Origin of the sequence: Microbacterium sp. BE35 (assembly GCF_031457705.1) — a bacterium.
Taxonomy (GTDB): domain Bacteria; phylum Actinomycetota; class Actinomycetes; order Actinomycetales; family Microbacteriaceae; genus Microbacterium; species Microbacterium trichothecenolyticum.
On record NZ_JAVDXD010000001.1, the window covers coordinates 1386816 to 1401004 of the forward strand.

Here is a 14189-nt window from a genome sequence, read left to right on the forward strand (position 1 = left end):
CGCCGCGGCGTCAGGCGGCGGTGAGGCGCTCGAGCAGCTCGCGGTAGCGGGCGGTGGTGCGGTCGATGATGTCCGCCGGGAGTGCGGGCGGCTCCCCCTCGCGCGGGGCCGCCCAGTTCGCGGCCAGCCAGTCCCGCACGATCTGCTTGTCGAAGCTCGCCATGCGCTCGTCGGGGGTCGTGCCGGACGCCCAGGCCGTGGCATCCCAGTAACGGGACGAGTCGCTCGTGAGCACCTCGTCGGCGAGCGTCAGCACACCGTTGCCGTCGAGACCGAACTCGAACTTCGTGTCGGCGAGGATCACGCCGTGCGCCTCGGCCGTCGCGGCCGCGCGCGCGTAGATCTCGAGCGAGAGGTCGCGGAGCTCCGCCGCGCGATCGGCGCCGACGAGCTCGACGGTGCGCTCGTACGAGATGTTCTCGTCGTGCTCGCCCAGTGGAGCCTTGTAAGCGGGCGTGTAGATCGGCTCGGGCAGCCGGTCGCCGTTCGAGAGCCCCTCGGGGAGCGAGATGCCGCACACCGTGCCGTTCTCGCGGTACTCCGCCCAGCCCGACCCGGTGAGGTACCCGCGCACGACGCACTCGATCGGGAGCATGTCGAGGCTCCTCACGACCATCGCGCGTCCGGTGACGGCCTCCGGGATCAGGCTCTTCAGGTCATCGGCCGTGTTGGCTTCACCGTCGGCCCCGAGGGTGAGCTCGTGCGAGGAGGCGAGATGATTCGGGATGCTGCGGCCCCCGTCCGCGCCCGCGAGCCGGTCGAACCACCAGAGGCTTAGGGTGGTGAGCAGCTCGCCCTTGCCGGGGATGCCCGGCGAGAGCACGTGGTCGAACGCGCTGACGCGGTCGCTCGCCACGACCAGCATGCGCTCGGGCGTCGCCCCCTCGGGCGTGTCCGCCGGAACGTACAGGTCGCGCACCTTGCCGGAGTAGGCGTGGCGCCAGCCGGAGAGCTCGGTCGTGGGGGTGGGGATAGCCGTCACCCGTCCATTATCCCGGGTGACTGCGGCGGGTTTCGGGGCGAGGTCGCGTGGACCGCGGGCGGGCTCACGGCGTGATCTCGTCGACGTGCGCGAACGCCTCGGCGACGAGCGCGGGCCAGCGGTCCGCAGCATCGGTCCCCGCGGTCGCCCACTCGCGCATCGGCCTGCCGCGCATGACGGCGGGCTCCGCCGCGCCGGCCTCGGCCAGTTCGCCGACGCGGCTCTCGGGCAGCTTCACCATCAGTGCGCCCTCGAAGGTCACGAAGGCGAACACCTTTCCACGCACGTTCAGGCCCTCGGATCCGAACATCGCGCCGAGCGAGACGTCGGGCCGGGCCGTCCATTCCGCGACGATCGGGTCGAAGATCGCGTACGACTCGGGGAACTTCTCCCTGCGTGCGGCGCCCTTGTCTGCCATGAACCTCACGCTACGACCTCCCACCGACAGAGCGCGAGGGTGCGGATCGCGCAGAAGGAGCGTATAGTCCACGTGGACTAATCGAACTGGAGTACATCATCGTGAACGACCCCGTCGCCCGCCTGACCCCGCTCGGGGTGGCCGTGCTCGCGCTGCTGAGCGAGGGCGACATGCACCCGTACGAGATGATCCGGCTCATGCACTTCCGCCGTGACGACCGGCTCGTCACGATCACCAACGGCACGGTCTACCACACCGTGGGGCGGCTCGAGCGGGCGGGACTGATCGCCGAGGTCGGCGTCGACCGCGACGGCAACCGACCCGAGCGCACCACCTACACGCAGACGGATGCCGGCGCCGCCGCGGTCCTCGAATGGGTGCGCCGCGAGCTGCCGCGCGTGGACCGCCCGGCCGAGTTCCGCGTCGCGCTCGCCGAGGTGCACGGCCTGGATCGCGATGAGGCGATCGAGCTGCTCCGTGCCCGTCGTGCGGCGCTCGCCGCGTCGCTGGAGTCCCTTGAGGACGGCCACCGGCACGCGCTGGACAAGGGCGTGCCCGAGCAGTACCTCATCGAGATCGGGCGCGAAGCGGCGCTCCTCCACGCCGAGCTCGCGTGGATGGACGCGATGCTCCCGCGCATCGCCGATCCCGACTTCGCCTGGGGGCGCGACGAGGCCCCCTCCGAACGCTATCTCGCCCAGAGAAAGGCAGCACGACAGTGACCACCCCCGAAACGCCGGAGTCCCGCCCCACGGCGGGCGCGGCATCCGCCACCGCTCGGGTCGCCGGCCCGATCACCGGTGCCTACGCGGTGGGGCACAAGCCCCGCAGCCCGTGGCCCGCCCTCTGGGCGCTGGTCATCGGCTTCTTCATGATCCTCGTCGACACGACGATCGTCTCGGTGGCGAACCCCGCCATCAAGGCCGCGCTCGACCCCGACACCAACAACCTCGACAACGTCGTGTGGGTCACCTCGGCCTACCTGCTCGCGTACGCGGTGCCGCTTTTGATCACCGGACGCCTCGGCGACCGGTTCGGGCCCAAGAACATCTACCTGATCGGGCTGACGGTCTTCACGCTCGCGTCGCTGTGGTGCGGCCTGTCGGGCACCCTCGAGATGCTCATCATCGCCCGTGCGGTGCAGGGCCTCGGCGCCGCGCTGATGACGCCGCAGACGATGGCCGTCATCACGCGCACCTTCCCGCCGAATCGCCGCGGCGCGGCGATGGGCCTGTGGGGCGCCACCGCCGGTGTCGCGACCCTCGTCGGGCCGCTGGCCGGGGGTCTGCTGGTCGACGGCTTCGGGTGGGAGTGGATCTTCTTCATCAACATCCCGGTCGGCGTCGTCGCGTTCGTCCTCGCCTGGATTCTCGTGCCCAAGCTCGAAACGCACCCGCACCGCTTCGACATCGTCGGCGTCGTGCTGAGCGCCGTCGGCCTCTTCCTGATCGTGTTCGGCCTGCAGGAGGGCGAGAAGTACGACTGGGCGCCGTGGGTGTGGGCGATGATCGCCGGCGGTGTCTCGGTGATGGCGCTCTTCATCTGGACGCAGGCGCGCACCAAGAACGAGCCGCTCGTGCCGCTGCCCCTCTTCCGCGACCGCAACTTCTCGGTGTCGAACCTCGGCATCGCGATCGTAGGATTCACCGTGACGAGCATGTCGCTGCCGCTGATGTTCTTCATCCAGCTCGCCCGGGGGCTCACCCCCACGCAGTCGGCGCTGCTGCTCATCCCGATGGCCGTCCTCTCGGGCTTCGGCGCGCCGTTCGCCGGCCGCCTCCTCGACCGCACCGACCCGCGGTTCCTCCTCGTGCCCGGCCTGCTCATGGTCGCGGGCTCGCTGTTCTGGTACTCGTCGCTCATGAACGTCGACACCCCGATCTGGATGTTCCTCCTCCCGTCGGCGCTCATGGGCATCGGCAACGCCGGCATGTGGGGGCCGCTCGCGACCACCGCCACGCGCAACCTGCCTCCACGACAGGCAGGTGCCGGCGCGGGCATCTACAACACCACCCGCACGATCGGTTCGGTGATCGGCTCGGCATCGATCGCGGCCTTCATGCAGGCCCGACTCGAGGCGAACCTTCCCGGCGCGTCCGACGCATCGGGCGGGTTCGGCGAAGGAACGCTGCCTCCGTTCGTCATCGACGGCTTCTCGCAGGCGATGGCGCAGGCCATCCTGCTGCCCGCCGCTGTCATGCTCGTCGGCGTCGTCGTGGTGCTTTTCCTGCGTCGGCCGAAGACGACGTCGACCGAGGATTGGCAGGCGGCGAACGCGGCTGCCGAATCCGAATAACCCCGTTCGAGGCGATTGTCAAGAGGTTGGTCGGCGGCGCCTCAGCCGCCCAGCATGGTCACATGACCGGACTCGCAGTGATCCTGCTCATCGTCGGAATCGTCCTGCTGTTGCTGGGCGTGTTCATCGAAGCGGCCAAATTCCTGCTGTGGATCGGCCTCATCATCATCGTCATCGCGGTTATCGCCTGGCTGATGCGCTTCATTCGTCGTCAGACCTGATTCCCCAGCTCAGGTCTCGCGGCGTCCGCCGGGTCCTCTCCGATCCCGGACGTCTACAGGACGCCGGCCCCGCATGTCCCCCAGCACGCGGCGCCGGCGTCCTTCACTGTGGTCCCGCGGTCACCGCCGGCCGCGTCCGCGCTCGTGCGCCCAGATCGCGAGCTCGACCCGGTTGCGGGCGTCGAGCTTCGTCATGATGCTCGCGAGGTGCGTCTTCACGGTGCTGAGCGAGACGTGCAGCTCGTCGCCGATCTCGCTGTTGCCGAGACCCCGCGCGACGCCCGCGAGCACGGCCTCCTCCCGGTCGGTGAGCGGGCTCGAGGGCGTCGCGACAGGCTCGGGCGTCGCGCCGGCGAACGCCTCGATGAGCCGCACCGTCACGTTCGGATCGATGAGCGCATCGCCGCGGGATGCCGCGCGCACCGCCTCGGCGAGAAGCACGGCGCCGGCGTCCTTGAGGAGGAACCCGCGCGCGCCCGAGCGCAGCGCTTCGTAGACGTACTCGTCGAGGTCGAAGGTCGTGATCACGACGACGGGGATCGGGTCGGCGACCTCGGGACCGGCAAGAGCTCGAGTCGCGGCAAGCCCGTCCATCGCCGGCATCCGGATGTCGAGCAGGCACACGTCGGGTCGCAGGCTCCGCGCGAGGGCGACGGCCTCGGCGCCGTCGGCGGCCTCGCCGACGACCTCGATATCGGGCTGCGCGTCGAGGATCATCCGCAGACCCGTGCGCACGAGGTCCTGGTCGTCGGCGACGAGCACGCGCACGCTCATGCGGTCCATCCTGCCCGTGGAACCGTGGCCGTGACGACCCAGCCTCCGCCGGGCGCCGGCCCCGCTTCGCACGTGCCACCCAGCAGCGCGGCGCGTTCGCGCATGCCCGTGATCCCGTAGCCGGGGGAGACGGTCCCCACGCCCCTTCCACGCAGTGCTGGCGCGCTGCGCGGAGCCTCCGGGCGCGCGGTCCCGGCTGCGGCCCCGCCGTCGTCACGGACCTCGAGCCGCACGTCGTCTGCGTCGACATCGACCCCCACGTCGATCCACGTGGCACCCCGGGCGTGGCGGCGCGCGTTCGTCACCGCCTCCTGCGCGATCCGGTACACCGCTGCCGCGACCGCCGACGGCACGCTGTCGAGGTCGCCGCCGAGCCTCACGGCGACGGCCGGGGTCGCAGCATCCGTTCCCGCCAGAGCCCGGATGTCGGCGAGGCCCGGAGTGGGCGCGAGGGCGTCGCCTGGGGCGCGCAGCACGCCCACCATCGCGCGCATCTCCCGGAGCGTCCGCGTCGCCTCGGCCTCGATCGCCTGCAGCATCCGTACCGTCGCGCCCGGGTCGTTGGCTGCCACGGCGCTGCCGGCCTGCGCCTGGATCGCGATCGCCGAGACGCGGTGCGCGACGGTGTCGTGCAGGTCGCGGGCGAGCTGCTCGCGCTCGAGCAGCCGTACCTGCTCGAGCTCGCGACTGCGGGCGCGCCGACGCCAGCGCACGGCCAGACCGAGCGTGCTCGTCGTCAACGCCACCGCCGCGCCGCCGATGACGTCGGCGATCTCGGGCGGCGACGCGACGAAGGTCAGCAGCATCCCGATCCCCACCAGCACGCCGCCGCCGATCATCGCGCGCCCGGAGCCCCAACGGAACACCGCGTAAAGCAGGATCAGGAAGTACGCCGTCGTGTACAGCTGCGGGTCGCCCGCCGTCGCGAGGCCCACGGCCGTGCCGACGGCGAACGCGATCGCGAGCATCGTGAACGGCCGCGCGCGGCGCCACAGCAGCGTGGGAGCGAGCACGGTGAGCACGACGGCCCACAGCCAGCGCCACGGCACGTCGACGCGGACGAATGCCTCGAACACCGCGAGCACGGGGATCACGCCGACGAGCACCCAGTCGCGCCAGACCCGCCGCGGCGGCGCCGGAACCGCCGCGGGCGCGTCCCAGAGAGCGCGGACCGGGCTCGTCATGCCCTCATGATAGGTGCGCACCGGCCGCCGCCACCGGGGTGCCGCTGCGGCGTCCTGCCTTGGCGCGGCGCCGGATGACGACCTCGGCGATGACGAGGTTGATCGCCCAGCCCGCGGTCATGAGCAGTGTGTGGGTGAGCGGCCGAGGCGTGCCGACCAACAATGTGTAGGGGAGGAAGACCAGCACCTGCGTGCCGGCACCCATGCCGATCGCGTAGGCGCGCGTCATCCACGCGCTGTGCGTGCGCACGTCGCCCCGCCCGATCGCGATGAACGCGATGACGATGGCACCGGCCATGGCCGTGCCGAGCGCGATGCGCACGGCGGCGAGCCCCGGGCCGGTCACGGACGCCGGCATGTCGTAGACCACGGTCATCCACAGCGCCGACAGCGCGGAGACGAGGCCCGCGGGTGCGACGATGCGCCCAGCCGAACGGTGCCAGCGCCGGCGGCGCAGCGACGGGGCGAACTGCAGCGCGCCGAGCACGAGGAATACGCTCGAGCCGATGATGTGCGCCACGACGGGGATGGGCGAGTCGAAGAACCGCGCGTTCTCCGCGGTGACCGCGGCCCCCGTGGTCAGCTGCGTCAGCCGGGCGGACCCGGCCGCGATCGGCACGAGGCTGAGGGCGATGAGCCCGGCGGGCACGAGCCATTCAGGCCGGCGTCGGATCGCCCTCGGGCGGGCGGTGGCGGTTGTCATGCCGCCATGCTCGCGAGAACGGATGCTGCGCCGCTTCGGCCGCGCGGCTCGAACCGCCTCGTCCGATCGGCCGATCGACGGCGACCGCGTCGGGGGAGGAAGGCCTCAGCTGCGGGGCTTCGGTTCGGTGGACGCCTGGGGGTTCGGCGCGGCCGGGGGCGCAGCATCCGTCGCCGTCGTCTTGGCGGCACGAGCAGCAGCGCTCGGCGTGTCGAGGTAGTGGTCGATGACGTATTCGGCGATCGCGATGGAGCTGGTCGCCGCAGGCGAGGGGGCATTGCGCAGCAGGGTGACGGGGCCGACCTGGTCGACGGCGAAGTCGTCGAGCAGCTCACCTTCGCGGCCCCACGCCTGCGCGCGCACGCCGGCGCCGTGCTTGTGGGACAGGTCGGACGAGCGCAGCTCGGGGATGAACCGGCGTGCCTTCTGGAAGTACAGCGGCTTGATCAGCGACCCCGAGATCTCGTCTACGCCCATCCGCCAGTGCTGCTTCGCGAGCGGCCACGCGCCCGGCCACCGCAGCGTCTCGAACGTGTCCTTCACCGACCACTGCAGCCAGTTGTACCCCTCACGGGCGAGGGCCGGTACCGCGTTCGGCCCGACGTGCACGTTGTCGTACACGCCGCGGGTGAAGTGCACCCCGAGGAACGGGAACCGCGGGTCGGGTACCGGATAGATCATGCCCTTCACCAGATCGGTGCGGGAGGGGGCGAGCTCCCAGTACTCGCCGCGGAACGGCAGGATCTTCGGCGACGGGTCGGCCCCGACGAGCCGGGCCACGACATCGGACTGCAGACCCGCGCACACGATGACCCGGTCGAACAGGTCCTCCGACACCGGCGTCACCACGCGTACGCGGCCGTTCTCGAGCGTCATCGCGGTGACCTCGTGCCCGAGCCGTACCTGACCGCCCGCGGCGCGGACGTCCTGCGCCATCGCCTCGGTGATGCTGGCGTAGTCCACCACGGCGGTGTGCGGCGAATGCACGGCCGCCACCCCGGCGACGTGCGGCTCGATCTCGCGCAGCCGCTCCACGTCGTCGATGCGGGTGAGGTCGGGCACGCCGTTCTCGATCGAGCGCCGCTCGATCTCGGCCAGCGCGCCGAGCTCGGACTCGTCCACCGCGACGACGAGCTTGCCGACCTCCCGGTACGGGAGCCCCTTCTGTTCGCAGAACTCGCGGATCGACACCCGCCCCGCCGCGCACAGCGTCGCCTTCAGCGACCCCGGCTTGTAATACAGGCCCGCGTGCACGACGCCGGAGTTGTGCCCGGTCTGGTGCTGCGACAGCCGGCCCTCCTTCTCCAGCACCGTCACCTCATCGCCCCGCGCACTCAACGCACGAGCGAGAGCGACACCCACGATCCCGCCGCCGACGATCCCCGTCTTGCCCATCAATGCGTCCTCACCGCTGCCGTCTTCACCCGAGTGTAGAAGCGCAGCGCCTCGTGGCCCTGCTCCTTGAAGGGGGAACCCGACTCCTTGAACCCGCCGAACGCCTGATGGATGTCCCACCCGCTCGTCGGCTGGTTCACCGACGGCTGAGGTCGCCGCGGCGCTTCAGTCCCCCGCGCAGGAGGCATGGGTGCCCACCTGCCGGGTCCGGACTTCGGACTCTCGCCGGTTGTCCGCAGTTTCTGAGGGCTATGGCGCCGGAAACCGGGCGCACCTCCGAGTTCCGGATCGGCGGAGGATCCCGCGGCGCCCGACCTCCCTGTCCGGAGTTCGGACGCTAGCGGGCGTTGCGGAGATCTTGGGCGCCGTTGCTCCGGAAACCGGGCGCACCTCCGAATTCCGGATCGGTCAGCGACGGCGTCCGCCGGGAAGGACCCGGAGTGTGCCGCAGCGGGCGTGCATCCGGCGCGCTCCCGAGGCCGGTCACGGCTCGCGGAGGCACCCGCCGTCGGCGTTCACGCCGCCGAGGTCGATAGAGACGGTGCCCGAGGTGCCGACCGAGCCGTACACGCACCCGCCCGAGACCTCCGCGCCGAACAGCAGGCTGTCGCCCACGACGCGGGTCTCGACCTCGGCCGCTCCGGCCTTCTCGAGCGCGTCGCGCACGGCATCCTCGGTCACACCGCCTGCAGCCTGCAGCGCCTGCAGTCCCGTGGTCGCGGCGGCCACGAGGGCCTCGTTCGCGACCTGGTGCGCCTGGTCCATCAGCTCCTTACCCGGGGCGTCGATGTCGACAGCACCCGAGCACGCCGTCAGGGCACCGCATACGAGCAGCAGGGCGACGGAGAGGGCGGTCCCCACGCGTCCTCGACGCGCCGCTGGCGCGTCGAGCGGAGCCGCCGGGCGCGTGCGCCCGGGTGAGCCCCGACGCATGCGTCAGAGCCCTTCGGCGACGCGCGCGGCGATGTCGGTGCGGTGCTGGCCGCCCTCGAGGCTGATCGCGCCGAGGGCGCGGTAGACGCGATCGCGAGCCTCTGCGAACGTGGTGGCGACGCCGACGACGTTGAGCACGCGGCCGCCGGTCGCGACGAGGCCGCCGTCGGTCTCTGCGGTGGCGGCGTGCGCGAGGTGAACCCCGTCGACCGACTCCGCCTCGCGCAGGTTCGTCAGTGCGCGGCCGGTCACCGGCGACACCGGGTAGCCCTCGCTCGCGAGCACGACTGTCACGGCGACGTCGTTGGCGAAGGCCGGCAGGGGGAGATCCTCGAGATGACCGGATGCCGCGGCCAGCAGCAGCTCCGACAGCGGGTCGACGAGCCGGGGCAGCACGACCTGGGTCTCGGGGTCGCCGAAGCGCGCGTTGAACTCGATGACCTTCACGCCGTCGTCGGTCAGGATGAGGCCCGCGTAGAGGAGTCCGATGAACGGGGTGCCCTCGGCATCCAACTGGCGGATGACGGGCTCGGCGATGTCGCGCGTGACGAGTTCCACGAACTCGCGCTCGCTGCCGAACCTGCCGTCGAGCCAGGGGAGCGGCGAGTACGCGCCCATGCCGCCGGTGTTGGGGCCTTCGTCGCCGTCGAGCAGGCGCTTGTAGTCCTGGGCGGGGCTGAGCGGCAGCACGTGGTCGCCGTCGCTGAGGAAGAAGAGCGACACCTCGGGGCCGGAGAGGAACTCCTCGACGAGCACCGCGCCGGACGGCAGGTACTCGTCGGCGTGCGCGAGGGCGGCCTCGCGGTCGCTCGTCACGATGACGCCCTTGCCGGCGGCGAGTCCGTCGGCCTTGACGACGTGAGGGGCGCCCAGATCGTCGAACGCGGCCTCGACCTCGGCACGCGTGTGCGCGCGCACGGCGCGGCCCGTCGGAACCCCTGCGGCATCCATGATCCGCTTGGCGAACGTCTTCGATCCCTCGAGCTGCGCGGCCGCCTGGCCGGGCCCGAACACGGGGATGCCGCGCTTGCGCACCGCGTCGGCGACGCCCGCGACCAGCGGGGCCTCGGGGCCGATCACGACGAGGGCGACGTCGTTGTCGATCGCGAACTGGCTGACGGCTGCGGGGTCGTTCTGGTCGAGGGCGACCAGCTGCGCGTCCTGCCCGATCCCGGCGTTGCCGGGGGCCGCGAAGATCTCGTGCTCGGCCTCCTCCGACCGCAGCGCCAGGATGATGGCGTGCTCCCGCGCGCCCGAGCCGAGAACCAGGATCTTCACGGTTCCCAGCCTACCGGCGGCCCTTCCCGCTGTTTCCGAGACCCCCGTGGCGCCCACCCCATCCCGCTCCCGCGGTGTTCCGTCCCGTCGCCGCTCCGCCTCTCGATGCTCCGCAGTCGGTTTTGGTGGGTGAGACGCGTGGTGACCCGCACGACGTGACGGCGGAACGGCGGGGCGGCGGGCCGTCGGGCTGCCGGGGGCGTCCGCATGCGTGTTCCGCAGTCGGTTTTGGTGGGTGAGACGCGTGGTGACCCGCACGAAGTGACGGCGGAACGAGGGGCCCGGGGCACGGGGCACGGGGCTGGGCCCCGGGGCGTGGGGGGCGTGGGGGGTGGGCACAGGGCATGGTGCCCGGGGCGGCGTAGCGTGGAGGGGTGGCCCGCAAGATCTCGACTGACGACGGCCGCGCCGCCCTGAGCGCGGTCGCGGCGGCGGTGGAAGCATCCGTCCCGCCCGCCCGCACCGACAACGCGACGGCCGTGCGCTACCTGCTGCAGCTGCTGGCCGAGAAGGCGCCGGGCAACTCGGTCGAGGTGCGCGTGCCGCCGTTCGGTGCGGTGCAGGTCGTCGAGGGGCCTCGGCACACGCGCGGCACGCCGCCGAACGTCGTCGAGACGGATCCCGCGACGTGGATCGCCCTCGCGACCGGCGCAGAGCAGTGGACGGATGCTGCCGCCGCGGGCCGCATCAGCGCCTCGGGTACGCGCGCCGACATCTCGGACCTCCTGCCGCTGCGGCCCTGACCCCGCGGGTCAGGTGTCTGCGTCGGGTGCGCGCTTCGTCTCGCTCGGTCCTCGCTCGCCCAACGACAGGGAGCAGAGGCCGAGTGCCGGTCAGCGGCGCGGCGTGACCACGGGCGTGCCCGAGACCGGGTGCGCGAAGACGTCGACCCGCTGCCCGTAGACCTCCTCGATCGCGGCGGCCGTCAGCACCTCCGACGGCGCACCCGATGCGACGACCCGACCCCGCGAGAGCAGCGTTACGCGGTCGGCGACGCCGAGCGCCGCATTGAGGTCGTGCAGCACCACGGCCACCGCCGCGCCCTCCCGCGCACGACCCCGCGCGATGCGCAGCACGTCCTCCTGGTGCCGCAGGTCGAGCGCCGCGGTGGGCTCGTCGAGCAGCAGCACGTCGCACGCCTGCGCGAGCACCCGTGCCAGGGCGGCCCGCGCGCGCTCGCCGCCTGACAGCGACGTGACGCCGCGCCCGGCGAGCGGCACGAGATCCGTCATCTCGAGCGCCCGTGCCACCGCCGCATCGTCGTGATCTTCGGCGGGCGTGCGCGCCCACGGCGCACGACCCATGCGCACGACCTGCTCCACCGTGAACGGGAATGACACGGCGTTCTGCTGCAGCAGCACCGCGCGCCGCTGCGCGAGAAGGCGGGGACGGATGCTGCCCAGCGGCGTTCCGTCGAGGCTCACGTCGCCGGAGTCCGGGGTGACATCCCCCGCGAGCACCCCGAACAGCGTCGACTTGCCGGCGCCGTTCGGGCCGACGAGGGCGTGGAGCTCACCCGCCCGGAGTTCGATCCCGGCGTCCGCGAGCACCGGCCGTGCGGCGCCGTGCGGCGTCACGGTGACGCCGCGGGCGCTGAGCCGCACCTTCCCCGGAGCGACAGCGACCGCCGGGGTCGCGGCATCCGTCGTCGTGCTCATCCCCAGCCCCCCGCCTTGCGGCGCGTGCGCAGGAGCAGCCACAGGAAGAACGGGCCGCCCACGAGCGAGGTGATCATGCCGATCGGCAGGTCCGCGAGCGGCACGGCGGTGCGGGCGATGAGGTCGGCGACCGCGATCAGCAGGGCGCCGCCGAGGGCGCTCGCCACCATGAGCGGCAGGTGCGCGGGGCCGATCGCCATGCGCATGAGGTGGGGGACGACGAGGCCGACGAAGCCGATGATCCCGGCGAACGCGACGGCCGCACACACGAGCAGCGCGACCATGATGATCACGACGACGCGCAGCAGCTCCACCCGAACGCCGAGGTGACGCGCGGTGCGCTCACCGAGCGCGAACAGGTCGAGACGGTGCGCGACGAACACCGCCGCGGCCACGCCGACCGCCACGAGCGGCGCGACGATCGCGATGTTCCGCCACAGCGCGCCGTTGAGGCTGCCGAGTTGCCAGAACACGATCTGCTCACGGGTCGAGGTCGTGCCGACGAACGTGAGGAACGCCAGGCCCGCGCCCGCGACGGCGTTGATCGCGATGCCGGTGAGCAGCAGTGTCACGACCTCGGTGCGGCCGCCCGAGCGGCTGATCAGATACACCGAGAACACCGCGATGAGCCCTCCGGCGAAGGCGAAGGCCGGGGTCGTCCACATGCCGAACACCGCGAGTCCGAACGTGAGGCTCGCCGCTGCCCCGAACGCCGCACCCGACGAGACGCCGACGACGGCCGCGTCGGCGAGCGGGTTGCCGAAGATCGCCTGCATGAGCACCCCCGCCACGGCCAGCGCCGCGCCGACGAGGAGGCCCAGCACGATGCGGGGGAGCCGGATGTCGAGGATCACTCCCGCCGCGGTCGGCGCCTCCGGCGCCCAGGAGGTGTCGATCCCGATGGCCTGCAGCAGCACGCCCAGCACCTGAGTCGGGGTGAGCCAGTACTGCCCGAGGCCGAGCGACACCACCACCACGAGCACGATGGCGACCGACAGCCCCGCCGTCATGAGCGCGAACCGGCGACGGCGGTGCGAGGCCGGCACCTCGGTGACGACCTCGGCCGTCCCGCCCTCCGCGGCCTCGACCTCGGCAGCCGTTATCGTCCCCGTCACGACGCCGGCTCCGGGGTCGCGCTCGACGCCGGCGCGTAGACGGCACGTGCGAGCGCCCGGATGACCTCCGCCGTGCGCGGCCCGAAGCGCAGGATCTCGGCATCCGCCATGTCGACCACCCGGCGGTGCTCGCCCGCGGGCGTCTGCTGCAGCGCCGGGATGCGCTCGAACAGCCCGTCGACCCCACCCACGGATGCGAGGCCGTCGGTCATCATCACGACGAGGTCGGGCTGCGCGGCGACGAGGGCCTCGGCGGTCATGGGCTTCATGCCCTCCCAGCCGATCTCGCTCGCCACGTCGACGCCGCCGACCGCCTCGATCAGGGAATCCGCCCCCGAGTCGCGCCCGAAGATGTAGTAGACGTTCGCGCTGCCCCGCACGTAGAGGAAGAGCATGCGCGGACGATCGGATGCTGCCGCCGGCGCGATCTCGGCCACCTCGGCGCGCGCCGCCACGACATCGGCATCGAGCCGCTCTGCGAGCGCGTCACCTCGGCCGGGAACGCCCAGCGCTCCGGCGATCTCCGAAACGAGGTCGGCGACCGTGTCGGCGCGCCGCTCGCTCGAGACCACGACGACGGCGATGCCGGCGTCACGCAGCTGCTGGCGCACCTCCTTCGGGCCGATCGAGGTGTCGGTCAGCATCACGGTCGGCCCGAGCTCGAGGATCGCCTCGGCGTTGAGCGTGTGCCCCGACTTCGTCACCACGGGCAAGTCCTCGGTGCCGTCGAACGACGTCGATGAGTCGCGTCCGACGACCGCGTCGCCGAGGCCCAGGCCGAACACGGTCGCCGCGATCGTGCCCGAGATGTCGACCGGCAGGATGCGGCTGACATCGGTGATCTCGACCGCGCGGCCCTCAGCATCCGTCACCGTCACGGGCAGGTCGGGGGCGTCGTCAGCCGCGACAGGCTCGATCGCGTGCGACGCCAGGCAGGCCGTGGAGGGTCCGGTCGAGGTGCGCGGGTTCTCGGCGAGAGTCAGCGACGCCAGCGGAACGGATGCTGCGGGGCAGTCCGCGTCAGCAGCGTCGGCGGCCGGTGCGGCACAGCCGGCGAGAGCCACGGCGGCCACGAGCAGGGCGATCACGCCGGTGAGGCGCGCCGATCCGCGGCCGGAGGATGAGGTGCGAAACATTAGGTGAGCCTTACCTTAGGCTTGACGTCGGCTGTGAGAGTGCCTTACGTTCGAGTCGATATTAGGTTAGCCAAACCTAAGCAACCAACCCGAATC

16 protein-coding genes are annotated in these 14189 nt (G+C 72.0%); 4 read left to right on the top strand and 12 right to left on the bottom strand.

Going from position 1 to position 14189, the window contains the following annotated elements:
- Positions 1-10 precede the first annotated feature (10 nt).
- Entirely contained in the window at positions 11-973 is a 963-nt protein-coding gene (locus J2Y46_RS06055; protein ID WP_396653152.1) for a phosphoribosylaminoimidazolesuccinocarboxamide synthase, read from the bottom strand.
- 73 nt (positions 974-1046) lie between these two features.
- Positions 1047-1400: a hypothetical protein gene (locus J2Y46_RS06060; RefSeq protein WP_310240983.1), complete on the bottom strand. Its 354-nt coding sequence runs from the start codon at positions 1398-1400 to the stop codon at positions 1047-1049.
- 101 nt (positions 1401-1501) lie between these two features.
- On the opposite strand from J2Y46_RS06060, the gene J2Y46_RS06065 reads away from it, so the two are divergent.
- From J2Y46_RS06065 to J2Y46_RS06075, 3 genes are all read left to right on the top strand, one after another.
- Positions 1502-2122, top strand: a complete 621-nt coding sequence (locus J2Y46_RS06065; RefSeq protein WP_045296250.1) for a PadR family transcriptional regulator — start codon at positions 1502-1504, stop codon at positions 2120-2122.
- Positions 2123-2211: 89 nt separating this feature from the next.
- Entirely contained in the window at positions 2212-3696 is a 1485-nt protein-coding gene (locus tag J2Y46_RS06070; RefSeq protein WP_310241108.1) for an MFS transporter, read from the top strand.
- Between the two features lie 62 nt (positions 3697-3758).
- Positions 3759-3917: a hypothetical protein gene (locus J2Y46_RS06075; protein WP_169748663.1), complete on the top strand. Its 159-nt coding sequence runs from the start codon at positions 3759-3761 to the stop codon at positions 3915-3917.
- Between the two features lie 120 nt (positions 3918-4037).
- Here the strand turns inward: J2Y46_RS06075 and J2Y46_RS06080 are convergent, their stop codons facing one another.
- The 7 genes from J2Y46_RS06080 to purD all read right to left on the bottom strand — a co-directional run bounded on the left by J2Y46_RS06080 (position 4038) and on the right by purD (position 10184).
- The gene (locus J2Y46_RS06080; protein WP_310240986.1) at positions 4038-4691 is read right to left on the bottom strand and encodes a response regulator transcription factor; all 654 of its coding nucleotides are present in this window, start codon (positions 4689-4691) and stop codon (positions 4038-4040) included.
- Positions 4688-5875 carry a histidine kinase gene (locus tag J2Y46_RS06085; RefSeq protein ID WP_310240988.1) on the bottom strand — a complete coding sequence of 396 codons (1188 nt, stop codon included), beginning with the start codon at positions 5873-5875 and terminating at the stop codon, positions 4688-4690. The genes J2Y46_RS06080 and J2Y46_RS06085 overlap by 4 nt, the downstream gene beginning before the upstream one ends.
- Positions 5876-5879: 4 nt before the next feature.
- Complete coding sequence (locus J2Y46_RS06090) at positions 5880-6578, bottom strand: DUF2306 domain-containing protein (protein WP_310240990.1); 699 nt, start codon at positions 6576-6578, stop codon at positions 5880-5882.
- A gap of 105 nt (positions 6579-6683) precedes the next feature.
- Positions 6684-7973, bottom strand: coding sequence for an L-2-hydroxyglutarate oxidase (gene lhgO, locus J2Y46_RS06095; protein ID WP_310240992.1), 1290 nt, complete (start codon positions 7971-7973; stop codon positions 6684-6686).
- Positions 7973-8161: a hypothetical protein gene (locus J2Y46_RS06100; protein WP_310240994.1), complete on the bottom strand. Its 189-nt coding sequence runs from the start codon at positions 8159-8161 to the stop codon at positions 7973-7975. Before J2Y46_RS06100 ends, lhgO begins: the two co-directional genes overlap by 1 nt.
- A 295-nt stretch (positions 8162-8456) precedes the next feature.
- Positions 8457-8834, bottom strand: coding sequence for a hypothetical protein (locus J2Y46_RS06105; protein WP_310240996.1), 378 nt, complete (start codon positions 8832-8834; stop codon positions 8457-8459).
- Positions 8835-8909: 75 nt separating this feature from the next.
- Positions 8910-10184, bottom strand: a complete 1275-nt coding sequence (gene purD, locus J2Y46_RS06110; RefSeq protein WP_310240998.1) for a phosphoribosylamine--glycine ligase — start codon at positions 10182-10184, stop codon at positions 8910-8912.
- Between the two features lie 374 nt (positions 10185-10558).
- Here purD and J2Y46_RS06115 point away from each other — a divergent pair, with 374 nt between their 5' ends.
- Positions 10559-10927 carry a sterol carrier family protein gene (locus J2Y46_RS06115; RefSeq protein WP_045296286.1) on the top strand — a complete coding sequence of 123 codons (369 nt, stop codon included), beginning with the start codon at positions 10559-10561 and terminating at the stop codon, positions 10925-10927.
- A gap of 90 nt (positions 10928-11017) precedes the next feature.
- Here J2Y46_RS06115 and J2Y46_RS06120 read toward each other — a convergent pair whose 3' ends face one another.
- The 3 genes from J2Y46_RS06120 to J2Y46_RS06130 form a co-directional block, all read right to left on the bottom strand.
- Positions 11018-11842 carry a heme ABC transporter ATP-binding protein gene (locus J2Y46_RS06120; RefSeq protein WP_045296287.1) on the bottom strand — a complete coding sequence of 275 codons (825 nt, stop codon included), beginning with the start codon at positions 11840-11842 and terminating at the stop codon, positions 11018-11020.
- Positions 11839-12852 carry an iron ABC transporter permease gene (locus J2Y46_RS06125; RefSeq protein WP_045296329.1) on the bottom strand — a complete coding sequence of 338 codons (1014 nt, stop codon included), beginning with the start codon at positions 12850-12852 and terminating at the stop codon, positions 11839-11841. The genes J2Y46_RS06120 and J2Y46_RS06125 overlap by 4 nt, the downstream gene beginning before the upstream one ends.
- 101 nt (positions 12853-12953) lie before the next feature.
- A complete protein-coding gene (locus J2Y46_RS06130; RefSeq protein WP_310241001.1) occupies positions 12954-14093 on the bottom strand; it encodes an ABC transporter substrate-binding protein in 1140 nt (379 codons plus the stop codon).
- Positions 14094-14189 lie beyond the last annotated feature (96 nt).